Below are 24,454 nucleotides of genomic sequence, written 5' to 3' on the forward strand. Positions count from 1 at the left end.
TTAGCTATTTCAGTTCTTTATATTTGATTACACTCTTATTTTAACATTTTTTCCTACTATAAGTAAGTATTCTCCAAAAACCTTCATATATATTTCAAATTAGAATTAATTTCTTTAGTTTTTTGACTTTTAATTTAATTTTATTTAGCTAATTTGATATAAAAAATAAGAGTAAGTAGATTAAATGTATATAATTTAAGAGATTGAAAGAGAAAATATACACTTACTAAGATATTTTGTCATTTATTATATAAAAAATAAATTGCCACTAAATTATTTTTAGTGGCAATTTATTGAAAATCATATTTTAGGTATTCTATTTCTTAGTATCTTATATAATCTCTAGCTATATTGAATAAACTATCTTTAATTAAAATCCTATATATATACCTATTGTCAAAAAGACTAGAGATACAGCTGTCAAAATCAACAATATAGGCATTATAAATCTTACCCATTTTGAAAAAGGAATATGAGCTACTGCAAGTGCTCCCATCAATACCCCTGAAGTTGGAGTTATGAAGTTTGTAAGACCAACCCCAAATTGATAAGCAGTTACTATTACTTGAGCTGATATATTAACCAAATCACCAAGAGGAGCAAGTACAGGTACTGTAAGTGAAGCAAGACCTGAAGATGATGGAATTAAAAATGCCAATGCAGCTTCCAAGAAGAAAGATAAATATACAAATATAACTTTTGGAAGGCCACCTAAAAAAGCTGCTGCGGAATTTAATATAGTATCTATTATAAATCCATTTTGAGCAATTATTACGATTCCACGAGCTAATGCTATGGCAAGAGCGGCTGATGCTAAATCTTTGGCTCCATCTATAAAACTTTCTGAAATTTCAATTTGAGATAATCTACCAACTAAACCAGAAAGTACTCCTATGGCAGCAAAACACATTGATATCTCTGGAATATACCATCCTTGGCTTAAGACACCCCAAATCATTATTGCCATACCTATTCCAAAGATAGCAAGAACAGATACTTCTTTAAAAGTAAATTCTTTTATTTCTGTTGAAGTTTGATTAAGTATTGACTTATTATTTTTATCTATTTCATATACTATTGAACTTTCAGGATTTTCTTTAACTTTCTTAGCATAATACATAACAAACGCTATACTTATTAATATATAAGCTATAAAAATAACTACTCTATATGCTACTCCTGAACCTGGAGCAAGTTGAGCTAGCGCCTGTGCAATACCAACCGAGAATGGGTTTATTGTCGAAGCTGCAGCTCCTGCTGCTGCTCCTATAAATACAATTGCTATGGCGGTTAGAGAATCATATCCTAAGGATGTCATAAGTGGAACAAATATCATATAAAATGGTAATGTCTCCTCTGCCATCCCAAATGTAGTACCTCCAAGACCAAATAAAATCATTGATATTGGAATTATAAGAAGTTCTTTTCCTTTAAATTTAGATATAACTGATGCTATTCCTGCTTCTATAGCTCCAGTTCTATTTACAATACCAAAGGCACCTCCAACTATTAATACAAAGCCTACAACCTCTGCTGAATCGATAAAACCTTCTATTGGTGCCTTAAAAACATCTGCAAACCCTTGAGGATTGCTTTCAACACTTTGATAAGTTCCTGGTACAACTACCATTCTACCTTCTACATCTTCTCTACTAAATTCACCACTTGGTACTACCCAAGTCAATATTGCCATTAAGACTATTAGTAAAAATATTATTGTAAAAGTGTGTGGTATAATAAATCGTTTCTTTTTACTGTCAGTCATTATAATGTCCTCCATACTTTACTAAATTTTAAATCTTTTAGGATATTGTTTAATCTCTCTGACTAAAGTTTTCCCTTTTTACAATTTTTTATTAGCAAAGATACAAAATAAAAAAGTTATCTTTTAAATTTTAAAAGATAACTTTTTTATTTTTCTTTAAATTAAGGATTCCATATACTATTTTGGTAATTCAATTTTTTCATTATAATCTGAGATTGTTTTTTTAATATCTTTAGATTTCATTATAGTTGACATTATGGCAAAATCATCACAGTATTTCAATGTTTCTTTGACATTGGATGGTAAAATTCCTCCTAGTGCAACTATCTTAATATCAGTAATCTTCTTAGCTTCTTTTAGAAGCTCAATTCCTTTTGGATGTAAACCTTCTTTACATTTAGTTTCATATATATGTGACAAGGTTATGTAATCTACTCTTATATTTTTATTTCTCATCAGATTTTCTAAATGTTCTACTTCCTCTATTTGATGTAAAGATAATCCCAGTATTTTATCTTTATTAAAACTGTAATTATTTTCAAGTAAATCCAAGAATACTTTAAAAGGAAGATGAATCCCTTGGCAATCTGTTTTTTCAAAAAATTCAATATTACTATTTACTATAAAGTTAACCTTAAGTTTATTAATACTTTCTTTCTGATTTATATTAATCTTCAAATTTTTATTCAGTATTTTCTCTTGAAAATCTATACAATTGATTTTGGTTTTTATTTTCATATATAATTTGTTTAATTCTTCATATTCTAAATCTTTTTCTCTTATTATAATGTTTTTTATACCACTCAATATAGACTCTTTAATAACTTCTAAATATCTTTCTTCATTACATAATAATTTTCTGTTTGTTATCAAATACATCTAAAATCTTTCCCAGTCTTTAAATACATGTTGATATCCAATTGAGTTTAACATCTTCTCTACATCTGCAACAGTGCTTTCATCATTTATCTTAAATTGAGCAGTATCATGCTCATCTTGAGAATGCCCGCCTACATCAGTAGAAACACCTGCACTCAATTTAGTTACTCCTAAAGGTATTATATGACTTCTCATTTCCAAGTTTTCTCTAGTTGATATATTTATTGCTGCATGTGGGTCAAACAATCTCATACATATCATAGCTTGAACCAAATCAGTATCACTTATATCTACTAATTCTTCAAAACAACCTTTAAAAGGTCTCATTCTTGGTGTTGAATATGAAAGCTCAATATGAGGATATTTTGTTTTTAAATATTTCCCATGCAATATTGTAAAAAAGGTTTCTTTTCTAAAATCATTCAACCCTAAAAGTGCTCCTATCGATAAAGTCCTCATACCTGCTTTTGCCCCTCTTTCAGGAGCATCTAACCTAAATTTATAATTTGCTTTTGGGCCTTTTATATGCACTTTTTTGTATATTTCCTCGTCATAAGTTTCCTGATATACTGTTAGACCTTCAACGCCTTTATCTACAATATACTTATACTCTTCTACTTCCATTGGATAGACTTCTATACCTATAGAGGGAAATTTTTCTCTTAATATTTCTATAGCCTCACCTATATATTCCACACTTGAATGAAAACTACTCTCTCCAGTCAAAACAAGTAAATGTTTAAAACCTTCTTTTGAAATTACATTTCCCTCTTCTCTAATTTCATCCATAGTTAATTTTTTTCTTTTTATTCCACTTTTTATATTATAACCACAGTAAACACATTGATTTACACAATAATTTGCTATATACATTGGTGTATATAAACATACTGTTTTTCCAAAATATTGAACACTTAATTTATGTGCTTTCTGAGCCATGCCTTCTAAATGTTTTACAGCAGTTTTAGAAAGCAAATTTAATATATCAAAATCTTCAAGCTTGTCCTTTGATAAACTTCTTAAAACATCATTATCAGTAACATTATTTAAATATCCATCAAAATCAAAATCTCTATATTTTTCTATTACATCATAAAAACTCATCACCAATCACCACTTTCTATAAATTGCCTAAAAAACCTGTTAAGGGAGAAGATGCGTTTGCAAATTCTGATACACTTCCTGTTTTTGCGAGATATGCTTCTCTTCCACCCTCTACAGCTAGTCTAAATGCTCTTGCCATTTGCACAGGATTTCCTGCTGAAGCTATCGCAGTGTTAACGAGTACAGCATCAGCTCCCATTTCCATAGCTTCCATAGCTTGAGATGGTTTGCCAATACCCGCATCCACTATTATTGGTATGTCTAATTCATCTATCATTATTCTTATCATTTCTTTCATTTGAAGCCCTCTATTTGAACCAATTGGAGCCCCGAGAGGCATAACTGCTGCTGCATTGGCTTCTATAAGTCTTCTTCCAGCATAAAGGTCTGGTGTCATATATGGAAGAACTATAAATCCTTCATCAGCAAGTATTCTTGTAGCTTTTATAGTTTCTTCATTATCAGGAAGTAAATATCTAGTATCTGATATCACTTCTATTTTTATAAAATCTCCACATCCCATTTTTCTGGATATTCTAGCTATTCTTACTGCTTCTTCTGCATTAGTAGCTCCTGATGTATTTGGAAGTATTGTCATTTCTTTCGGAATATATGTTAATATATTCTCTTGTTTATTATCTAAATCCACTCTTCTAAGTGCCATTGTTATTATCTCACTGCCACTTTCTTTTATTACCTCAGGCAATATATTATTTGAACCATATTTACCTGTTCCAACCAACAATCTACTATTGAATTCATGTCCACCAAGTACCAATTTATCCATATTATTTCCCTCCATGTACAACTTTTTTAATATTCAATCTTTTTAGAATTTAATTTTAGTATTTACATATCTATAAGTATTTGTGTTGCCAAGTTTGCCATGTGATTTGCACAGATAGCGACCCTTGGAGCCATAAGACCTTCACCAAATTTAGCTTCATTTACAAAATCACCACATATATAAAACTTGTCTTTTATCTTCTTAGTAGTTATTATATTTGAATCATAATAACCTGCCATACCTGATGATGCTATTAGATATTTATCTTTTAAATTTATTAACACATAGTTACAAACCTGTGCCTTACATGATGCATCATCAAAAGCTTCAATTATCAAATCTGAATCTTTAATAGCATCCATATTATGTTTATTTAAAAAAATATCTTGTTTCTTTAACTTTATAAACGGATTTATTTTTTTTATATTTTCTATCATAGCATCAGTTTTTAATTTTCCAATATCATCTATAAAATACTGCTGTCTATTTAGATTAGAAGGTTCTACAACATCATAGTCTATAAGTAAAAGTTCTCCTACTCCAATTCTGGCTAAAGAAATAGCTATATTGGACCCAAGTCCCCCTAACCCCAATATAGCAACCTTCCCTTTTTTTAACTTATTATGTATATTTGGAGTATGTCTCGCAATCAATAAGTTTTCTAATTCATCAAATGATGGCTTGACTCCCTTTTGTATAAGTGTTAATTTATCGTTCTCACAAAGAGGAATATCTGTTTTAATTGGATATCCATTTAACACTAATACATCACATTTACAATTATAATCATCTCTAACTTTGTAGGCAGTCGTATTTTCTTCAACATCTGTTAATAATTCATTTACAAATATCTTTATTTTAACCACCTCCAACAAAACTAATAAGCTCTATAATATCTTCGTCTTTCAATATATATGTACTGTAGTTGGATTCTTCAATTATTTCTAGATTTACTTCAACTACAACTCTATCACTCTTTAAGTTATATTTATTTAATAAATCTATTATAGTCAAATCTTTTTTAAATTCAACATCCTTCCCATTAACCTTCACCAAATCACCTCCTCTTTTTAAATCTATTTTATTCTAATCACAAATTATATTAAATTAAGTTCCTCATTATTTAGTATTTTCTTAACTGTTCTCATTGAACACATTTTTCCACACATAGTACAGCTATCTTCATGAGTAGGAGTTGATTCATCTCTATATCTCTTAGCTTTTTCAGGGTCTATTGCAAGTCTAAACATTTCACACCAATCTAAATCAGCTCTGGCTTTACTCATCTTATTATCCCATTCACGAGCACCTTTAACGTTTTTAGCTATATCTCCTGCATGAGCAGCTATTTTTGCAGCTATTATACCTTCTTTCATGTCATCTAAATTAGGTAATCTTAAGTGTTCTGCTGGAGTTACATAACATAAAAAGTCTACTCCTTTAGCACATGCCAAAGCTCCTCCTATTGCACTTGTTATATGGTCATAACCTGGTGCTATATCTGTAACTAATGGCCCAAGAACATAAAAAGGTGCTCCATGACACAATCTTTTTTCTAATACTACATTTGCTTCTATCTCATCAATAGCCATATGACCAGGTCCTTCTATCATTACTTGTACATTTCTCTCCCACGCTCTTTTAGTAAGCTCACCTAATACTACTAGTTCCTGAATTTGAACTCCATCAGTAGAATCTTTTATACAGCCAGGTCTACAAGCATCTCCTAAACTCAATGTAACATCGTATTCCTCGCATATATCCAATATTTTATCAAAATTAGTATAAATAGGATTTTCCTTATTATTCAATTCCATCCATGCAAATAACAGAGAACCTCCACGAGATACTATATGAGTTAATCTTTCATGATTTTTTATCTTTTGGCAAACATTCCTTGTAAGACCTGCATGTATAGTGATAAAGTCAACTCCATCAATAGCATGCTGTCTTATTACATTCAAAAACTCTTCTTCTGTTATATCTTTTAATTCTTTTTCTAAGTATCCCACTGCATCGTACATAGGTACTGAACCTATCATTGCAGGTGACATTTCAACCACTTTTTCTCTAAATTCTCTAGTTTTACCATAGTTACTCAAATCCATTATAGCTTCAGCTTTCATGTCTATTGCTACTCTAACTTTTTCAAGTTCTTTTTCTATATCCTTACAATCTCTTGAAATTCCTAGATTTACATTTATCTTTGTTCTTAAATTTTTACCTACACCTTCTGCACTTAAAGATTTATGATTTTTATTAGCAGGTATAACAACTTGTCCATTTGCTATTAATTCTCTTAGTTCATTCACATCTACTTGCTCTTTTTGAGAAACGATTTCCACTTCTTTAGTTATTATGCCTTTTCTAGCAGCATCCATTTGTGTTGTATAATTCATATTACAATCCTCCAAGATTAAAGTTATAGTTTTTGAAAATAAAAAAAGTGCTTTTCCTTGTTTGGAAAGCACTCTTATAATCATATATACACTTAGACAAATTTTCCCTAACATTAAATAATTTGTCTATTTATGTAACAAAATTATATTAAAAGCTTCCCTTCGCAAGCATTATCTTGATCAGGTTATTAGGGTTTGTAAGTTACGGCTTTATCTCTCAGCTAGCCAATTCTAGCGCCCCTAGCTCTAATTTTTCATTATTTTTACAAATTCAGTATAACACAGCAAAATTATTAGTTCAACACAATAATACAAATTTTATTTTTGGAGATATTAAAAATTACTCTGACATAATATCATTTTTTAAATTTTTAAGATAAGAATCAAGCATCACAGCTCTTATGTTTTCATACTTTATTGAATCTGGAAGTTTTCTTTTTATGTTATTTAAATTATCATATCCTACTTTTTCACAAACTTCTAAAATCATTTGCTTTTCATCTTCATTGTAGAAATTTTCTAATTCTAAATCAAACGATATACTATGTCCATCCTTTACATAGTCATGGGCATATCCAATAATAGTCGATAATGAAATCTCTAGTTCTTGGCTAATACTCTGTATATCCTTGCCTTGATTTAATAAATCTAATGCTATTTCATTATTTTTTCTACTTTCTCCATCTAGTATTAACTTCCTTTTACCCTTTTTTTCCCAAGTAACATTAATATCATTTTCTCTTACATATTGTTTGACTTCATCCAAAATACTAGCTCCATACTTTTTAATTTTTACTCCACCTATACCTGAAATGTCTTTCAGTTGCTCTTCATCAATTGGATATCTTCCACTTATTTCTTTCAGTGTCTTATTGGATAAAATCATATATGGGAGTACTTTTTCTTTTATTGCATATTCACCTCTAATACTTAATAGTTTTTCATATAGAGCTTTATCTGAATTAACTTCAAAGAACTCACTATTAACATTATCTAAATCAACATTTTTTTCTTCACTTTTTTTGTTTATGTTGTTTTTTTCGACATATTCTTTAATTATTGTTTCAAAATCCCTACCATATTTTTGATACTTAATTTCCCCTACTCCAGATATATCTAACATCTCTTCTTTATTAATTGGATAACTGCTAGACATAGCTCTAAGTGTCCCATCACCAAATACCATATATGGAGCTATTCTTTCTTCACTTGCTATTGAATGTCTAAGCTCTCTTAAAGCACTATATAACTCATCTTCTACTTCTAATGATTTTGTCATCACGATTTCTTTAAATTCAACTTTCACTTGACCTTTTAAAACTTTCATAGACATATCATTCAATCTTATGGTTGGAAAACTTCCTCTATTTCCATTACCTAAAGTCTCAACTAAATCCAAGAATCCATGGGAAACCAATGTATTTATAAAGTTCTTTAAATCTTCACTTGAATAGTCTCTCATAATATTATATGTAGATAAAGTATTCAATTCAAGTTGTAAAATCTTTTTATTCTTAGACCCTCTAAGTACATCTACAATGGTAGTAACACCATAACTTCTTTTCATTCTAGCTACACATGAAATAACTTTTTGAGCATCTATAGTTTTATCTACTATTTCACCTTCTACTAAACAGTTACTACAATTATTACAATCTTCTATATAATTTTCTCCAAAGTAATTTAGTATTGTCCTTCTATAACATGAATTACTGTAAGCCAAGTCAATCATATATTGAAGCTTTTTGTGTTGAAACAACTTCCTTTCAGGATTCTCAACTCCAATATCGATTAAATATTTTTGTATATGTACATCTCCTGGAGAAAACAAAAGCACACATTCACTTTTCTCTCCATCTCTACCAGCTCTACCTATTTCTTGATAGTAATTTTCTATACTTTGAGGCATGTTGTAGTGTATAACCCATCTTATATTAGGTTTATCAATACCCATTCCAAATGCATTTGTCGCTACCATTATATCCACATCATCATTTATAAAATCTTCTTGATTTTTACTTCTTTCATTTTTAGATAAACCTGCATGATATTTTGATACAGATATATTTCTCTTAGATAATCCATTATGTATGTTTTCAACTTCCTTTCTAGTTGCAGCATATATAATTCCAGACTCATTTTTATGATTTTTAATATAATCTAAAATATATTTATTTTTACTAGACGATTTTACTATGTTTATTGATAAGTTTTCTCTATCAAAACCGGTTATATAACAGTCTGGATTTTCTAGACATAATAAATTTATTATATCAGCTCGTACCTCTTCTGAAGCGGTTGCTGTAAAGGCTGTAATTATAGGTCTTTTAGGTAAATTCTTTATAAAATCAGAAATCCTTCTATAACTCAATCTAAAATCATGCCCCCATTGAGACACACAATGTGCTTCATCTATTGCAATTTGACTTATGGTGTTATTATTTATTAGTTCAATAAACTCATGTGCATCTAATCTCTCTGGAGCAATATAGAGTATTTTATAATTATTTTTTCTAATATTATTTAATATCTCATTAAATTCTTTATTGCTCAGTGAACTATTTATGAAGGCAGCATTAATCCCCATAGTCTTTAAAGCATCTACTTGGTCTTTCATAAGAGATATAAGTGGAGAAATTACTATTGTCATCCCATCTAATATCAATGCTGGAAGTTGATAACAAATAGATTTACCACCTCCAGTTGGCATTATAGCTAGTACATCTTTTTCACTCAAAATAGAATTTATTATAGATTCTTGACCTTTTCTAAAGCTTGTATATCCATAGTATTTTGATAGTATTTCTAAAAGTTTTTCATTCATATATTTCTCTCCTAATTTAAATTAATTAGACTTCTTTCCTGATTATGTTCAAATTTTTATTTTTATATTCACAATCGCAGTATTCCAAAGTTTATAGACGTTCTATATTATATATTAACATATATTTTGAAAAAAATTGTTTGCAAAGTAAAATAATTTATGATACATTCTAAATATAAATTTAATACTTAATCTTCGGGGTAGGGTGAAATTCCCAATCGGCGGTATAGCCCGCGAGCCAAGCTAAAACTTGGTTGATTTGGTTAAATTCCAAAGCCGACAGTAAAGTCTGGATGGAAGAAGATATGTTTAATGAGTTTTTTGTAGAGCTGTTTTATTGTGCTCTTATTAAACATTTATTGTAGATTATTCTAAACCCTGAGTTAATTCTCAGGGTTTTTTGTTTAAAAATTATCTAATTAAACAGGAGGTGTACACATCTTGAATTTTGTGAATCAAAAAGAAAAAGATATTTATTATATGAAAAAAGCTCTTGAATTAGCTAAAAAAGGGGAAGGTTTTACAAGTCCAAATCCACTGGTTGGGTGTGTAATTGTTAAAGATAGTGAGATAATAGGCAAAGGATATCATGAGAAATTCGGCTCTAATCATGCTGAAGTAAATGCTATAAACAGTGCTAAACAAAGTTTAAAAGACTCTACTCTTTATGTGAATTTAGAACCATGTTCTCATCATGGTAAAACACCACCTTGTGTTGATAAAATTATTCAAAATAAAGTTAAAAGGGTTGTCATATCTACACTAGACCCAAACCCACTTGTTTGTGGTAATGGAGTAAAAAAATTAAAAGATAACAACATTGATGTTACTGTAGGAATATTAGAAGAAGAAGCAAAACAATTAAATGAAATATTCTTTTATTACATAAAAAATAAAAAACCTCTTTGTATTGTAAAATCGGCAGTAAGTCTAGATGGTAAAATTGCTACAAAATCACTAGAATCAAAATGGATATCTAATGAGTCTTCAAGATACCTAACTCATAAATACAGAAATAAGTATCATAGTATAATGGTTGGTATAAACACAGTTTTAAATGATAATCCCTTGCTAACTTGTAGACTTAATCAAGATGAAGTGTCTCATCCTACAAGAATAGTAATAGATACAAATCTGAGATTACCAGTTAACAGTAATTTAGTTAAAGATAAAACTAGTAAAACTATAGTTTTCACATGTTGTGAAGACAGTAAAAAATTATCAGTATTAAAAGAAAAGAATGTTGAAGTCATAATTTCTCCTAAGAAAAATGGCTTAGTTGATTTAAAATTTGTAATGTATAAACTAGGAGAACTAAACATTGATTCTGTACTAGTTGAAGGGGGTTCTACACTTAATGACAGTCTATTTAGAAATAAATTAGTTGATAAGGTCAAACTATTTTTATCCCCTAAAATTATAGGTGGTAAAGACGCACCTACATTTGTTTCTGGAGAAGGAGTAACTCGTCTAGCAGATTCAACACAACTAGTAATTAATGATGTAACTTTAATAGATGGAGATGTTTTGATAGAATCTGATGTTTTAAAATAAATTTTATGAATATATGTACAAAGGAGGTCATAATGTTTACTGGCATAGTAGAAGAAGTTGGAATACTTAGAAAAATTACTGCTAATGGCAAAAGCGGACAAGTAACCATACTATCAAACAAAATATTAGATGGTACAAATCTTGGAGATAGCATTGCTGTAAATGGAGTTTGTCTAACTGTTTCAAAACTAGGAAAAAATGAGTTTACAGCAGATGTTATGATGGAGACAATTCGTTCTACAAATTTAGGCTCATTAAATACAAATGACAAAGTAAACCTTGAAAGAGCCATGAGCCTTTCTTCAAGATTCGGAGGTCACATAGTAACAGGGCATGTTGATGGTAAAGGTACTATTTGTAAGTTTGAAAAAGACGAAAATGCAGTTTTAGTGAACATACGACCAGTAAAAAAACTCTTATCATCAATGATACTTAAAGGTTCAGTTGCCATTGATGGTGTAAGTTTAACTATATCATATTTGGATGATGAAATATTCAAAGTTTCTGTTATACCTCATACTAAATTGAATACTACTCTTTTAACAAAAAATGTTGGAGACTTTGTTAATTTAGAAAGTGATGTAATTGGAAAGTATGTTAATAATTTTATGATTAATAACTACAAGGAATTAAATTCTAATAGTAGTAATTGTAAATCAAATATAGATAAAGATTTTCTATTTAAAAATGGTTTTTAAAAATGATAAAGGAGTGAATTATATGTTTAATACTATTGAAGAAGCTATAAAAGATATAAAAAATGGAAAGATGGTAATTGTTGTTGATGATGAAAGTAGAGAAAATGAAGGAGATTTACTGATGGCAGCTGAGATGGCTAGCCCTGAATCAATAAATTTTATGGCTACATATGGTAGAGGTCTAATTTGTCTACCTGCTACTGAAAAAAAATTTAAAAGTTTAAATATACCTCTTATGGTCAGAGAAAATACAGATACATTTCAAACAGCATTTACTGTTACTATAGATGGTGCAGATACTCTAACTGGTATATCTGCATATGAAAGAGCTGAAACTGTAAAATTATTCTGTGATGAGAATTCTACAAGTAAGGATTTCAAAACTCCTGGTCATATTTTCCCTCTAATAGCAAAAACTGGTGGAGTCCTTGTTAGAGATGGACATACAGAAGCTTCTGTAGACCTAGCTAGACTTGCAGGGTTTAAAGAAATTGGTCTTATATGTGAAATAATGAAAGATGATGGTACAATGGCAAGAGTTGATGATTTAATGATTTTTAAAGAAAAACATAATTTGAAAATTATCACTATAAAAGACCTTATAGAATATCGTAAAACAAATGAAACTACTATAGAAAAGGTATCTAGCGCTTTCCTTCCAACAAAATATGGTAACTTTGAAATCATAGGATATAAAGATACATATTCAAATGAAGAACATATTGCCCTTACTTATGGAAATATAAATAAAGAAAATACTCTAGTTAGACTTCATTCTGAATGTTTAACAGGCGATGTGTTCCACTCTTTAAAATGTGATTGTGGATTACAATTAGAATCTTCTATGAAGAAAATCGTAGAAAATGGAAATGGTGTTTTAATTTATATGAAACAAGAAGGTAGAGGTATTGGTCTTTTAAATAAAATTAAAGCTTATAAACTTCAAGAAGAAGGTTATGATACTGTAGAAGCAAATCTAATGCTTGGATTTGAAGAAGATATGAGAGATTTTTATATGGCTGCTCAAATACTAAAAAATTTAAACATAAAAAGTATAAGCCTTTTAAGTAATAATCCTGATAAAATAAATCAGTTAGAGAAATATGGAATAAAAATCAACAATAGAGTTCCTATTAACGAAGAGATTAATGACTTTAATAAGCTATATCTAAAAACTAAAAAAGATAAAATGGGACATCTATTGGATATTATATAAGTTATTAATATGATTTTTTTCTACTAAGTAATTATTTGCAATTAATATTAAATATATTTATAAATATAAATCTATAACATAAATAAAATTGGAGGAAATAAAAAATGATATATGAAGGAAAACTTATTGGAAAAGATTTAAAGATAGGTATAATAAATTCTCGTTTTAATGAATTTATAACATCAAAACTTTTATCAGGTGCTGAAGATTGCCTTTTAAGACATGATGTTTCTCCAGAGAATATAGAAATAGCTTGGGTACCTGGAGCTTTTGAAATACCTCTTGTTGCTCAGAAAATGTCTAAAAGTGGTAAGTATGATGCTATAATCTGTTTAGGATGTGTTATAAGAGGAGCTACATCTCATTATGATTATGTATGTAGCGAAGTATCTAAGGGTATAGCAAAAGTATCTTTAGACAATGAATTGCCTGTTATTTTTGGAATCGTAACTACAGAAAATATTGAACAAGCCATTGAAAGAGCAGGTACAAAGGCTGGGAATAAAGGTTATGATTGCGCTATGAGTGCATTAGAAATGGTAAATTTATTTAAATCTCTAGATTAAACAACATCATTATTAAATAGTAGTATTGATTAAATATTAAAATCTGTCTAAATAACATAAAATACTAAATACCAAAAGGACAAAACATATTTGTTCTTTTGGTACTTAATAATTTCAAATATAATATATCTAACCTCCTACCCATTAGAATATATAAAACCTGTATACTTTTATATACTAACAATTCTATCTTGATGTATTTTTTTCAATATATAGTTTTTTGAAATTATTTATAATATCATCTACCTGAACTATCTCTCCAATATCTTCATAATTATTAGAACTTCCTATATTATTCACATATATTTTTAACTCAGAATATACACAATCATTATGTAAGTTTTTAACGATATAAGACAGATTCTTAAAATCAATCTCATTGTAATCAAAAAAATCTACTGCTTCAGCTCCTCCATTTTTTACATATGAAATGGCAATTACTCTACTTGTAAAGGATATGGAAATATAATTTTCTTCACAATTACTCAAAACAATATTTTGTTTAGAAAAAATTATTTTTCGACATCCTAACTGCATAAAAAATTCTTGCAATATTTTTATGTCTATACTTAATGCATCATCTGGAATTAATATATACAAAGCTGATTTCTTAATAGAAACTTTTGCTTGTATATCTCTAATAAATTTTTCAGTCTCTCCTTCAAATAGATAATAATAAAAAGGCACATTTGGAATGGGATGTATTGAAAATGATACACTCTCTTTTAGGTCATTATCTTTATTATAAAAAATAAAACAATCATGGCATACTACAACAATATATTCCTTCTTATTGAACAATTTGCATACCCCCTCTAAGATATAAATTAATCATCAAAGTTACTTTAAAAATCTTAAAATAATTATAAATACGACTCTAAATATAAAATGCCACAAAGATATATATATTACTATTAAAGCTATTGTTTTTATTTATAACATAGATTAATACTATACTAATTATCTATTTTATTATTTTTTTAATATACAATACAATATAATTAAGAGTAAGTGGCAATAAAATACTATGATTTAATATGTGCTTATTAAATATTTATGAGGAGAATAAATTATGAAAACATATTCAATACAAGATTTAACACCAGATAAACGTAACCTTATAGAAAAATATTCTCTTACTTTAAATGAGAATTTAATTTGGGAGTTTAAACATGGTAAATACCACACTATAAAATACTTCACACACAAGTTTGCAGTTAAAGAATCTGTTCTGGCTCTTTTGTTCAACATACACAAATTGTGCTATGCTAAAATAAAATACTTTGAGTCAAATTTTTCAAAATATGAACCTTATAAGTACAGTTATCAAGATGGATTTGTTAAATGTGAAATATATGATATGAGTTTTATGTTGCATAAATACAGTAATATAATGATAGATTTGAGAAATTTACAAGAAATCAAAACTATAGAAGAGTTTAGATTATTTTGTAATCACTTAGAAAGTTTTGAATACAATTTACAAGATTTAATTATATAACATTTTGGAGAAAATAAATCTTAGGAAAAAATTTATAGTAAGTAAACTATTTTAAAAAATAAACTATATAATAAAAAATATTACTGGAATTAAAAATTCCAGTAATATAAATTAATTAAAGATTTTATTTATATAACTTACGTGTACTTCAATCTATCAAAATAGTTTTGTGATTTCTTATCCTAAATTTTCCTCTGGTAATTCCTTGTGCCACTCTGATACATTTTCTAAACCTTCTATTTCATCTGCAATAAATACAGGGTCTTTTATTCCAGATTTTTTTTGACTTGTGTAATCTTTTAAAGCGATAAATGCATACTTTCCTAAAAGCGATATTGCGATTAAGTTTATTATAGCCATCAATGCCATAAATAAGTCTGCTAGATTCCAAACTACTTCTACTTGAGTAAGAGAACCAAATAAAACCATACCTACAACGAAAACTCTAAATATATTAAGTTTAGTCTTGCTTCCACTCATAAATTCCATATTTGATTCTCCATAATAGTAATTACCTACTATAGAACTAAATGCAAATAAGAATATACAAACTGCTATAAATATGTTCCCCATTGGTCCTATATGATGAGTTAAAGCTTCTTGAGCCAATTCAATTCCAGTTGCCCCACTACTAGCATAATCTGAATATAATAATACCATAAATGCTGTACAGCTACATATGATTATAGTATCAGTAAAAACACCTAAAGATTGAATTAAACCTTGTTTTACTGGATGAGTTACATGTGCTGTTGCAGCAGCATTAGGAGCACTACCCATACCTGCTTCATTAGAGAATAGACCTCTCTTCACTCCAGTCATTACAACTCCCATAAAAGTACCAATTGCCATTCCTTTAAAATCAAATGCACTTTCAACTATTAACGCTATAATTTTTGGTATCTCTGTTATATTCATTCCAACTATAGCTAAAGCAACCAATATATATAATCCTGCAAATACAGGAACTATTATCTCAGAAACTTTTGCAACTCTATGTACTCCACCAAAAATAACTATTGCAGTTAAAATTCCAAGACCTATTCCCATAGCCATTTTACTTATTCCAAATGCATTATTAAATGCAAGCGAAACAGTATTTGCTTGAACTGCATTGAATACAAAACCATAACATATAGTTATAAGTATTGAAAATAAAACTCCCATCCATTTCTTATTTAGACCTTGCTCCATATAATATGCTGGACCACCTCTAAAAGCTTGACCATTTTTAACTTTGTAAATCTGAGCTAATGTACTCTCAACAAAGCTAGAAGCAGAACCAATTAATGCTATAAGCCACATCCAAAATACAGCACCAGGACCACCTGCCACTACTGCAATTGCTATTCCAGCTATATTTCCAGTCCCAACTCTTGAAGATGTACTTATACAAAATGCTTGGAATGAAGATATCTTCCCTTCCTTTTTTGCACTTTTATTTGCTGTACCATCACCCAGAAGTCTAAACATTTCTATAAAATATCTGAATTGTACAAAATTTGTTTTAATAGTAAAGTAAATACCAACTACAACCAACATTATAATTAAGATATACGACCATAAGTAATTGTTTACAAATACTACTGCATTATTAATGCCTGTTAAAATACCATTTAAAAAATCCATTATATTAATTACCCCCTATTTAGTTTTGTTTTCTTAATAAATCTTAAAATCAAAAAAATGAATAATTCCTTGTTAAAAATTCATTAATTTAATTATAATATTTATAAAATCAAATTACAAGGTTTGAAATGAATAATTTTTTTAATATATTGCAGTTTTATATTCAAAATCAATTTTTTTTTATTGTTTTTATAATATAGATATATTTAATATTTTATAATTACTTCTAAATACAATAAATTCTATTTCTAATAGTATATTTTTTTGTTTGTCGTTTAATATTATTACTAATGAGATTATTTTAAAATTTATTTAAATAACAAAAATTTTCTTTAAATTCTGTCAATTTCTCAGAAACTTTGTTAAATAATATACTTTTATGCATCCATTGAAAAAACAATAAAAAAGTAATACTATATATAGTACTAGCATTAGGCACAAAATAATACAAATGGAGGTACTTATATTATGGAATTTCAACAAATAATAGCTATATGTATATTTTTAATAGTTATGGCAGCTATTATTACAGAGAAGGTAAACCGATCTGTAGCAGCTGTTGGTGGTGCACTATTAATGATAATTTTCAATATACTTACACTTGATGAAGGATTGAGCCATATAGATTTCAACACTATTGGTGTATTAGTTGGTATGATGCTATTTGTCGCTGTTGTCAAAAACTCAGGGCTATTTGAATACATAGCTATCTGGACTGCAAAGAAAGCCAAAGGAGACCCGTGGAAAATAATGATTTGTTTTGCTATTATAACGGCTATTTTATCTGCTATATTAGATAATGTTACCACTGTCTTACTTATTGGTCCAATGACTATAGTTATCACACAAATATTGGGACTTAATCCAGTTCCCTTTTTAATAACACAAATTTTAGCTTCCAATATAGGAGGAACATCTACTCTTATAGGTGACCCTCCAAATATTATGATTGGTAGTGCTGCTAATCTTAGTTTTATGGATTTTGTAATAAATTTAGGCCCTGCTGTTATAGTAATACTTATTGTAACTATAATATGCTTCAAATTTATTTATGGCAAACAACTTATTGTAGATGACAAAGCTAAAAATACAATATTAAAACTTGATGAAAAAAAATCTGTCAAAGATAAACCATTACTTATAAAAAGTCTTATAGTAATAGCATTTATACTTTTTGGTTTTATGTTTCACAGTACAATCCACATAGACTCTTCTGTTGTTGCACTAACAGGAGCATCTATAATGCTTCTTATAGGAAAACAAGATGTAGATGAAATTATGGCTGGTATTGAATGGTCTACAATTTTATTTTTTATGGGCTTGTTTGTAGTAGTTGGTGGATTAGTAGAAGTTGGCATAATAAACAAATTAGCTCAAGCATTGATTGGACTTACAGAAGGCCATCTTGTATTTACAATGTTATTAATATTATGGTTATCAGCAATAGTTTCTTCTTTCTTAGATAATATTCCATTTGTTGCAACATTAATTCCTCTTATTTTGACTATGCAAGCTGAAGGAATTGATGTTATGCCATTATGGTGGGCGACATCTCTTGGAGCTTGTCTTGGAGGAAATGGTACATTGATAGGAGCATCTGCCAATGTTGTACTAGCAGGTATAGGTAATAAACATGGGCATCCTATATCTTTTAAAGAGTATTTTAAGATAGGTTTTCCACTTATGATTATATCTATTATTATATCTACTTTTTATTTAATTATAAAATTTTAAAAAATATAGTATAATAATACTAAAGGGGATGTGTATATATGAATATTAATACTGTTCAAGGAGATTCAATTGAAGTTCTTTTAAGGCAACTTGGAGCAACAAAAATATCAAAAGTAAGTAGTACATTGTATTTTATCAAGTTTGATTTAGGAGACGGTTGGGAAATATCTTATACTTATAATATTAATGCTAAAGATCAATATTTTTTACAAAGAATTGAACCATATCCTATTGGTAGAGGTCTGTTTAACGATGAATATGAAATAATGTCATTTATATCAAAGGATTTAAACAAATTTTTAAATGCTAAGAATAGTAGTAACTTCAAAACATTTGTTGAAGTTACTAGGAAAGTTAATTCTATCATTGATAATGTAGAGGAACTATTTTTAAACTACAATGTGGATGGTGATGATTTGAAAACACTTAATAAAGAACTTAATGATATACTAAATGATATTAACTATATAGAGCAACATACAAAAAAAATCTAGTTTAGTATACTTATAAACTTTAAAATCCACCAGAAAATCATGAAAACCTAAATTTGAAAATTTGAAATGCAAAACTTTATTTATCAAAAAAGAAAATAGCTGATGAAGCATATGCTTCATCAGCTATCTTATTTTTAATGATGTCCACATCCATCATGTGAACAAGTATGATTTGATGGAAATTCTACTAATTTTCCATTTTTAAGTAAGTCTAGATTAGCACTTATAGTATCTGCTTCTGCTCTATAAACTTTGATTCCCATTCCATTTAATTTAATTATAGCACCTTGTCCTATTCCTCCAACTACTACTGCATCCACAACTGTGCCTGATAATGCTTTTAGTGGTTGACACTTTCCATGCTCATGCCCTAAATCTCCATTATCTAGAGATTTAACTTCTCCACTCTCTAAATCACACACAACAAAAATTGGAGCAGAACCAAAATGACCATATGGTTTACTATCCAATCCTTTATTCTCTTCTACTGGTATACATACTTTCATTATTATTTCTCCCTTCTCTTACAACATTTTTTAATAGATTTACACTCTTTACTACATCCTAGATGTATTGTATTTATATCAAATACATCTATAAAGCTTTCACTAGAATTACTTAACATAGAGTTTATAAAATCTACACATATATTAAATGATTCTTTATTAATATGATATAAAACGTAGTATCCTTCTTTATGCCCTGTTATTATTCCAACATCTTTTAATATTTTTATATGTTGTGAAACAGCAGAATCTGAAATTCCTAGATATTTAGAAATTCCTTTTTGGCATATATTTCTCTTAGATACTAATATAAGTATGTTAATTCTAGTTTCATCACTCAATGCTTTAAATATTTTAACCAAATTTTCCATAAATACCTCTTTTTGATTAAGTAATTACTTAATTAAATTATAGTACTCTTAATTAGATTTTTCAACCATTATTTTTAAATTTTGGGATATATTATAAATAATTTAGATATTTATTATTATAACTTTAGAAATTTCTCAAAGAAATATACTTAAAAATACATTTAAGATAATTTAAATAATAAGAATTAATAAATAAAAAACTGCTTTAAAATAATTTTATTATTTTAAAGCAGTTTTTTATAAATATGTTTAAAAAGTTACTCAGTATAAATATTAAATTCTCTTTAATTTATCTAAATAGTAAACAGCATTTAAAGCTGCTATTTGTCCTTGACCTGCTGCTTTTATATAAGAATATGGTTTTCCAACACAATCTCCAGCAGCAAAGCATCCATCTATACTAGTTTTCATATCATTATCAACTTTAATATGGATACCCTCAATTTCTATTCCAGGAATCAATGAACTTGGAGCTGTACTATCTTTTATAACGAATACTCCATCAACTTCAATGTGGTTTTCTTTAAAAGATATTTTGTTTACAAGTTTATCTCCATCTATTTGTACGGGTCTATCATGTATAACTTCAATAGATTCATCTAAGTTATCTGAACCTCTCATAAGATTCTCTTTTTTGTACATAGGTATAAAATAAGTTTTTGAAGTTAATTCACTTAAAAAATTTGCTTCTTCTTTAGATTCTTCATTATATCCTATAACTGCCACCTTTTTATTTCTATAAAGTGGTGCATCACATGTAGCACAATACCCTACTCCTCTGCCTAGAAATTCTTCTTCGCCTTTAATTGGTCTAGTGTATTCTACACCAGTGGCAAGAATTACAGTAGTAGCTTCATACATATCATTTCCAGACATTATTGCAAAGTATTCTCCCATAGCATAAATATTATTTATTCTCTTATTTTCAATTGAAATATCCATACTATCTATATGCGATTTAAACTTGTCTTTTAATTCATCTCCACTTATATCATAAAAACCTAAATAATTATCTATTGAAGGAGCTTTAACAAGCTTATTACTTAAATTATCACTACCAAACATGATAATTGTTTTATTTCTTATTTTTGCATTTATAGCAGCAGATAATCCAGCAGGACCACTACCTATTATAGCTATATCATATCTCATAACACTCACCCATTTTTTATAAATATGATTTTACTTTCATTTCAATTTTGTTCTTTGGCATAAATCCAATTAGTGTTTCTACTGGTTCTCCATCTTTAAATATAATCATAGTTGGCACTGTAGATACACTAAATTGTTGAGCTATTTCTAAACTCTCATCTATGTCAACTTTTACAAATCTAGCTTCATTTTTCATTTCTTCACCTAACTCTGCAAATACAGGCCCTAACATGTTACAAGGTCCACACCAAGTTGCAAAGAAATCCACTACAACTACTCCTTTACTACCTTCAACACTACTTCTAAATTCAGATGTATTTATAACTTTTGCCATTTTTTTAATCCTCCTATAAACTTTAATTATCCCTATACAATTATACTATGAAATTCATAAATATAATTTTACTTTTATAGGGTCTTTTTATATTTTATTTTATACTAATTAGTATACCCATTCTTTATTTCTAAAAACAGCTTTTTATATTTTTATTATTTTAACTTTTGTGGTATCGATAATTCAAATGTAGTTCCAATACCTATCTCTGAAGTTACATTTATATCAATATCCAAATTCAAACTAATCATACGAGCTATTGAAAGACCTATTCCAGACCCTTCTAAATCTTTATTTCTTACATTTTCACTTCTAAAAAATCTATCAAATATAAGAGGTATTTCTTCTTTTTTTATACCTATACCAGTATCTCTTATAAATAAAGTTACTTCATCTTCTATATCTTCTTTTAATTCTAATACTATCTCATCACATTGTTTTGTGTATTTAAAAGCATTATCAATAAAAATTAATATAAGCTGTCTTAATTTATTTTTATCCGTTATTATAACTTTATTCTTAAGCTCAGAATTAAATACAAATTTTTTTTCCTGAAATTCTGCAATATCAATATAATCTTCTGATATTTCCTCAAGCAATCTTTCTAAATCTACTTCTTCCAAGTTGACTTTAACAATGGAATCTTCTTTAGTAAGAGACAATAAATCAGTTATCATTTTTTTAAGCCTTCTTGTCTCTTTCATTGCAGTAGCTATTGTTTCAACTTCATCATTTACTGTACTCTCTGGGGATTTTAACATACTTTCTAATTTTGATGAAACTATTGTTATTGGCGTTCTTAATTCATGAGAAGCATCTTGTATAAACTTAGCTTGATTTCTCCATGCAGTTTCTATTGGAATTAAAGCTTTTCTAGTAAGATACACAGCAACAAAGTAAGTAATTATTACAGAAATCAGTATACCAATTATAAGAACGGATGTAAGTTGCTTTAAAGAGTTCATCTCAGAGTCGATATTTCTAATTATCTGTATTTGATATCTTCCTACATCTACATTTAATTCTCTAAAGGTATATCCATTTTCTGTATATTTAAAAAATGAATTTTTCTTATCCAATCTTCTATCTGGAAGTAACTCATCAAAATACTCATTTTGAGTATAGTAACTTATTCTACCATCCTCATACACATAGACCATATCTTTTGGATCTTTAAGTCTTATTGGATTTAAAAACGAGGTTCTTTTAAATTGAGAAACTATATATTCAAGCTCCTCATTTATCTCACTATCAATTCCACTATATGTTAATCCTCTAAAATATGAATATATAAATATAGAAAATATTATTAAAAAGCTACCCACTACAACAATATACATTTTTATTAGATGATTTTTAGTACTAGTGAATACATTCTTATTTATCATCGAATATATATCCTACCTTACGTTTAGTTTTAATATACTTATCATATCCATATTTACTGAGTTTTTTCCTTAAATTACTTACATATACCTCAACTATTTCAATGGTTGCATCTGAATCAATTCCCCATATTCTATCATAAATCTGCTCTTTTAATAAAATTGAACCCTTATTTAAGACAAAATATTCAAGCAAGTTAAACTGCTTATTTTGTAACTTTATTTCTTCTTTTTCAATATATACTCTTTTTTCTAATGTATCCAAATATAAAGATTTAAATTCTATTCCATTTCTTTCTTTTATTTTTCCATTAGTTCTTAATATAGCGTACACTCTTGCTACTAATTCTTCCATATAAAAAGGTTTTGTTAAATAATCATTAGCTCCTATGGTAAATGCTTCTACTTTATCATCTAATGCTTCTTTGGCTGTCAATATAAGCACAGGTGTGTCTATATTATTAACTCTCATTCTTTTTAAAATATCAATTCCATTTATGCTAGGAAGCATTAAATCTAAAATAACTAAATCATATATATTTTGATTAACTAAGTATAAAGCTTCTTCTCCATCTTCACATTTTTCAGTTTCAAAATGCTTACTAAGTTCTTCTACTACACTTTCTAAAAGTATTTTATTATCTTCAACTATCAAAACCTTCATAAATATCCCCTGCCTTTATTTGTCTATCTTAACTTTATGAGATTTTAAGTCAATATCTACATTGGCTTTTTCTTTTATATCATCGTATGTGTATCCCACTATTTCAACACTTTTTGCTTTTGTTGAACATAGTATATCTATATCTGTCTCTTCTGAAGCCTTTAAAATTTTATATGATGGTATACGATTTACCACTAAATATTCTCCATTTTCATTAACTTCTGCTGTCTTAAGGATAATATTTCCTAAATCTTTTGATGATGAATTTTTTACTTTTATTTGATATGTGATTCCCTCTTTTGATTCATTTACTTTTTTAAGTTCTGATGTAGATAATACCTCATACTGACTACTATTTTCTAGCTTAATATTGTTATTTCTTATATTAATATCATTTTCTTTTAAATTAATATACACAATCTTACCTTCTGCTTCATACTCATATGCATAAACTTCCACACTCTTTGTAAAAGTTTTGTGCGCACACTCTACATAAGCAACTTTACCAGGCATTAGAGTCATATCCAACAAAGCCTTACTATCTGAGGAAATAATTTTTTTATTCTCATCATATTCATTATATACTAATTCAATATTTGATATATTAAATGTCGAATTATTTTCTATCTTTGTGGATGTGTCTACTTTATCACCTTCATCTACATTTATAATCTCTGATTTACCTATATTTAATACTTTTGCATTTTCTTCATCTATTTTTACCTCATTCTTATCTTCAACTTGAATACCAGCTGAATCTTCCTTATCTTCAGATTGAATATCAGCTGAATCAGGTTGTTCATCTTTTTCGCATGCTGTAAGTGTAAAAACAAATATTGTTAATATAATCATTAAAAAAATTGATTTTTTTATTATCTTATTCATATTAAGC

The 24,454-nt window shown here is 28.1% G+C and carries 24 protein-coding genes and 2 riboswitches; of the genes, 7 read left to right on the forward strand and 17 right to left on the reverse strand.

Annotated elements, in window-relative coordinates; translation table 11 throughout:
• Nucleotides 1–370: 370 nt before the first annotated feature.
• The 8 genes from Q3287_RS14490 to recQ all read right to left on the reverse strand — a co-directional run bounded on the left by Q3287_RS14490 (nucleotide 371) and on the right by recQ (nucleotide 9,758).
• Nucleotides 371–1,765 carry a YfcC family protein gene (locus Q3287_RS14490; RefSeq protein ID WP_054270189.1) on the reverse strand — a complete coding sequence of 465 codons (1,395 nt, stop codon included), beginning with the start codon at nucleotides 1,763–1,765 and terminating at the stop codon, nucleotides 371–373.
• Between the two features lie 177 nt (nucleotides 1,766–1,942).
• Nucleotides 1,943–2,644, reverse strand: a complete 702-nt coding sequence (locus Q3287_RS14495; protein WP_407964308.1) for a thiamine phosphate synthase — start codon at nucleotides 2,642–2,644, stop codon at nucleotides 1,943–1,945.
• A complete protein-coding gene (gene thiH, locus Q3287_RS14500) occupies nucleotides 2,645–3,748 on the reverse strand; it encodes a 2-iminoacetate synthase ThiH (protein ID WP_407964309.1) in 1,104 nt (367 codons plus the stop codon).
• Between the two features lie 16 nt (nucleotides 3,749–3,764).
• Nucleotides 3,765–4,535, reverse strand: a complete 771-nt coding sequence (locus Q3287_RS14505) for a thiazole synthase (RefSeq protein WP_054270186.1) — start codon at nucleotides 4,533–4,535, stop codon at nucleotides 3,765–3,767.
• Between the two features lie 62 nt (nucleotides 4,536–4,597).
• A complete protein-coding gene (thiF, locus tag Q3287_RS14510; protein WP_079739718.1) occupies nucleotides 4,598–5,401 on the reverse strand; it encodes a thiamine biosynthesis protein ThiF in 804 nt (267 codons plus the stop codon).
• Nucleotides 5,394–5,588, reverse strand: coding sequence for a sulfur carrier protein ThiS (gene thiS, locus Q3287_RS14515; protein ID WP_054270185.1), 195 nt, complete (start codon nucleotides 5,586–5,588; stop codon nucleotides 5,394–5,396). The genes thiF and thiS overlap by 8 nt, the downstream gene beginning before the upstream one ends.
• A gap of 44 nt (nucleotides 5,589–5,632) precedes the next feature.
• A complete protein-coding gene (gene thiC, locus Q3287_RS14520) occupies nucleotides 5,633–6,934 on the reverse strand; it encodes a phosphomethylpyrimidine synthase ThiC (protein WP_407964310.1) in 1,302 nt (433 codons plus the stop codon).
• Nucleotides 6,935–7,074: 140 nt separating this feature from the next.
• A riboswitch (TPP riboswitch) is annotated at nucleotides 7,075–7,186 on the reverse strand.
• Between the two features lie 88 nt (nucleotides 7,187–7,274).
• A complete protein-coding gene (gene recQ / locus Q3287_RS14525) occupies nucleotides 7,275–9,758 on the reverse strand; it encodes a DNA helicase RecQ (protein WP_407964311.1) in 2,484 nt (827 codons plus the stop codon).
• 187 nt (nucleotides 9,759–9,945) lie between these two features.
• A riboswitch (FMN riboswitch) is annotated at nucleotides 9,946–10,067 on the forward strand.
• Nucleotides 10,068–10,199: 132 nt separating this feature from the next.
• On the opposite strand from recQ, the gene ribD reads away from it, so the two are divergent.
• The 4 genes from ribD (at nucleotide 10,200) to ribE (ending at nucleotide 13,792) form a co-directional block, all read left to right on the forward strand.
• Nucleotides 10,200–11,312, forward strand: a complete 1,113-nt coding sequence (ribD, locus tag Q3287_RS14530; protein ID WP_074178306.1) for a bifunctional diaminohydroxyphosphoribosylaminopyrimidine deaminase/5-amino-6-(5-phosphoribosylamino)uracil reductase RibD — start codon at nucleotides 10,200–10,202, stop codon at nucleotides 11,310–11,312.
• 32 nt (nucleotides 11,313–11,344) lie between these two features.
• A complete protein-coding gene (locus Q3287_RS14535) occupies nucleotides 11,345–12,010 on the forward strand; it encodes a riboflavin synthase (RefSeq protein WP_407964312.1) in 666 nt (221 codons plus the stop codon).
• A gap of 22 nt (nucleotides 12,011–12,032) precedes the next feature.
• The gene (locus tag Q3287_RS14540) at nucleotides 12,033–13,226 is read left to right on the forward strand and encodes a bifunctional 3,4-dihydroxy-2-butanone-4-phosphate synthase/GTP cyclohydrolase II (protein ID WP_407964313.1); all 1,194 of its coding nucleotides are present in this window, start codon (nucleotides 12,033–12,035) and stop codon (nucleotides 13,224–13,226) included.
• Between the two features lie 104 nt (nucleotides 13,227–13,330).
• Nucleotides 13,331–13,792 (forward strand): 6,7-dimethyl-8-ribityllumazine synthase, encoded by a 462-nt coding sequence (ribE, locus tag Q3287_RS14545; protein WP_021384489.1) that lies wholly within the window; start codon nucleotides 13,331–13,333, stop codon nucleotides 13,790–13,792.
• A gap of 186 nt (nucleotides 13,793–13,978) precedes the next feature.
• Here ribE and Q3287_RS14550 read toward each other — a convergent pair whose 3' ends face one another.
• Entirely contained in the window at nucleotides 13,979–14,593 is a 615-nt protein-coding gene (locus tag Q3287_RS14550; protein ID WP_407964314.1) for a hypothetical protein, read from the reverse strand.
• Nucleotides 14,594–14,864: 271 nt separating this feature from the next.
• Between Q3287_RS14550 and Q3287_RS14555 the strand changes: the two genes are divergently transcribed.
• Nucleotides 14,865–15,293, forward strand: a complete 429-nt coding sequence (locus Q3287_RS14555; protein ID WP_074178310.1) for a hypothetical protein — start codon at nucleotides 14,865–14,867, stop codon at nucleotides 15,291–15,293.
• Nucleotides 15,294–15,470: 177 nt separating this feature from the next.
• On the opposite strand, the gene Q3287_RS14560 is transcribed toward Q3287_RS14555, so the two are convergent.
• Nucleotides 15,471–16,922 carry a sodium:alanine symporter family protein gene (locus Q3287_RS14560; RefSeq protein WP_054270179.1) on the reverse strand — a complete coding sequence of 484 codons (1,452 nt, stop codon included), beginning with the start codon at nucleotides 16,920–16,922 and terminating at the stop codon, nucleotides 15,471–15,473.
• A 468-nt stretch (nucleotides 16,923–17,390) separates the two neighbouring features.
• On the opposite strand from Q3287_RS14560, the gene Q3287_RS14565 reads away from it, so the two are divergent.
• Together Q3287_RS14565 and Q3287_RS14570 are read left to right on the forward strand one after the other, a co-directional pair.
• A complete protein-coding gene (locus tag Q3287_RS14565) occupies nucleotides 17,391–18,656 on the forward strand; it encodes an ArsB/NhaD family transporter (protein ID WP_054270178.1) in 1,266 nt (421 codons plus the stop codon).
• Nucleotides 18,657–18,694: 38 nt separating this feature from the next.
• Complete coding sequence (locus Q3287_RS14570) at nucleotides 18,695–19,150, forward strand: hypothetical protein (RefSeq protein WP_054270177.1); 456 nt, start codon at nucleotides 18,695–18,697, stop codon at nucleotides 19,148–19,150.
• 134 nt (nucleotides 19,151–19,284) lie between these two features.
• Here the strand turns inward: Q3287_RS14570 and Q3287_RS14575 are convergent, their stop codons facing one another.
• From Q3287_RS14575 to Q3287_RS14605, 7 genes are all read right to left on the reverse strand, one after another.
• Complete coding sequence (locus tag Q3287_RS14575) at nucleotides 19,285–19,656, reverse strand: NifB/NifX family molybdenum-iron cluster-binding protein (RefSeq protein WP_223195934.1); 372 nt, start codon at nucleotides 19,654–19,656, stop codon at nucleotides 19,285–19,287.
• A 2-nt stretch (nucleotides 19,657–19,658) separates the two neighbouring features.
• On the reverse strand, nucleotides 19,659–20,027 hold the full coding sequence (locus Q3287_RS14580; protein ID WP_054270175.1) for a helix-turn-helix transcriptional regulator: 369 nt from the start codon (nucleotides 20,025–20,027) through the stop codon (nucleotides 19,659–19,661).
• A 273-nt stretch (nucleotides 20,028–20,300) separates the two neighbouring features.
• Nucleotides 20,301–21,179, reverse strand: coding sequence for an NAD(P)/FAD-dependent oxidoreductase (locus Q3287_RS14585; RefSeq protein WP_054270174.1), 879 nt, complete (start codon nucleotides 21,177–21,179; stop codon nucleotides 20,301–20,303).
• Between the two features lie 16 nt (nucleotides 21,180–21,195).
• Complete coding sequence (gene trxA / locus Q3287_RS14590) at nucleotides 21,196–21,513, reverse strand: thioredoxin (RefSeq protein WP_021384467.1); 318 nt, start codon at nucleotides 21,511–21,513, stop codon at nucleotides 21,196–21,198.
• Nucleotides 21,514–21,668: 155 nt separating this feature from the next.
• The gene (locus Q3287_RS14595) at nucleotides 21,669–22,901 is read right to left on the reverse strand and encodes a sensor histidine kinase (RefSeq protein ID WP_407964315.1); all 1,233 of its coding nucleotides are present in this window, start codon (nucleotides 22,899–22,901) and stop codon (nucleotides 21,669–21,671) included.
• The gene (locus Q3287_RS14600) at nucleotides 22,891–23,562 is read right to left on the reverse strand and encodes a response regulator transcription factor (RefSeq protein ID WP_054270172.1); all 672 of its coding nucleotides are present in this window, start codon (nucleotides 23,560–23,562) and stop codon (nucleotides 22,891–22,893) included. Before Q3287_RS14600 ends, Q3287_RS14595 begins: the two co-directional genes overlap by 11 nt.
• A gap of 15 nt (nucleotides 23,563–23,577) precedes the next feature.
• Nucleotides 23,578–24,447 carry a hypothetical protein gene (locus tag Q3287_RS14605; RefSeq protein ID WP_054276619.1) on the reverse strand — a complete coding sequence of 290 codons (870 nt, stop codon included), beginning with the start codon at nucleotides 24,445–24,447 and terminating at the stop codon, nucleotides 23,578–23,580.
• Between the last annotated feature and the right edge of the window lie 7 nt (nucleotides 24,448–24,454).

The organism is Clostridioides sp. GD02404 (genome assembly GCF_045898275.1).
In the GTDB taxonomy this organism is placed as follows: domain Bacteria; phylum Bacillota; class Clostridia; order Peptostreptococcales; family Peptostreptococcaceae; genus Clostridioides; species Clostridioides difficile_A.

Coding starts and splice junctions, on each gene's coding strand:
- Q3287_RS14580 (WP_054270175.1), bottom strand. CDS start 20,027: ATGGAAAATTTGGTTAAAATATTTAAAGCATTGAGTGATGAAACTAGA.
- Q3287_RS14600 (WP_054270172.1), bottom strand. CDS start 23,562: ATGAAGGTTTTGATAGTTGAAGATAATAAAATACTTTTAGAAAGTGTA.
- Q3287_RS14540 (WP_407964313.1), top strand. CDS start 12,033: ATGTTTAATACTATTGAAGAAGCTATAAAAGATATAAAAAATGGAAAG.
- Q3287_RS14505 (WP_054270186.1), bottom strand. CDS start 4,535: ATGGATAAATTGGTACTTGGTGGACATGAATTCAATAGTAGATTGTTG.
- Q3287_RS14585 (WP_054270174.1), bottom strand. CDS start 21,179: ATGAGATATGATATAGCTATAATAGGTAGTGGTCCTGCTGGATTATCT.
- Q3287_RS14595 (WP_407964315.1), bottom strand. CDS start 22,901: ATGATAAATAAGAATGTATTCACTAGTACTAAAAATCATCTAATAAAA.
- Q3287_RS14535 (WP_407964312.1), top strand. CDS start 11,345: ATGTTTACTGGCATAGTAGAAGAAGTTGGAATACTTAGAAAAATTACT.
- trxA (WP_021384467.1), bottom strand. CDS start 21,513: ATGGCAAAAGTTATAAATACATCTGAATTTAGAAGTAGTGTTGAAGGT.
- ribE (WP_021384489.1), top strand. CDS start 13,331: ATGATATATGAAGGAAAACTTATTGGAAAAGATTTAAAGATAGGTATA.
- Q3287_RS14605 (WP_054276619.1), bottom strand. CDS start 24,447: ATGAATAAGATAATAAAAAAATCAATTTTTTTAATGATTATATTAACA.
- Q3287_RS14555 (WP_074178310.1), top strand. CDS start 14,865: ATGAAAACATATTCAATACAAGATTTAACACCAGATAAACGTAACCTT.
- recQ (WP_407964311.1), bottom strand. CDS start 9,758: ATGAATGAAAAACTTTTAGAAATACTATCAAAATACTATGGATATACA.
- Q3287_RS14490 (WP_054270189.1), bottom strand. CDS start 1,765: ATGACTGACAGTAAAAAGAAACGATTTATTATACCACACACTTTTACA.
- Q3287_RS14565 (WP_054270178.1), top strand. CDS start 17,391: ATGGAATTTCAACAAATAATAGCTATATGTATATTTTTAATAGTTATG.
- Q3287_RS14560 (WP_054270179.1), bottom strand. CDS start 16,922: ATGGATTTTTTAAATGGTATTTTAACAGGCATTAATAATGCAGTAGTA.
- Q3287_RS14495 (WP_407964308.1), bottom strand. CDS start 2,644: ATGTATTTGATAACAAACAGAAAATTATTATGTAATGAAGAAAGATAT.
- thiC (WP_407964310.1), bottom strand. CDS start 6,934: ATGAATTATACAACACAAATGGATGCTGCTAGAAAAGGCATAATAACT.
- Q3287_RS14570 (WP_054270177.1), top strand. CDS start 18,695: ATGAATATTAATACTGTTCAAGGAGATTCAATTGAAGTTCTTTTAAGG.
- Q3287_RS14575 (WP_223195934.1), bottom strand. CDS start 19,656: ATGAAAGTATGTATACCAGTAGAAGAGAATAAAGGATTGGATAGTAAA.
- thiH (WP_407964309.1), bottom strand. CDS start 3,748: ATGAGTTTTTATGATGTAATAGAAAAATATAGAGATTTTGATTTTGAT.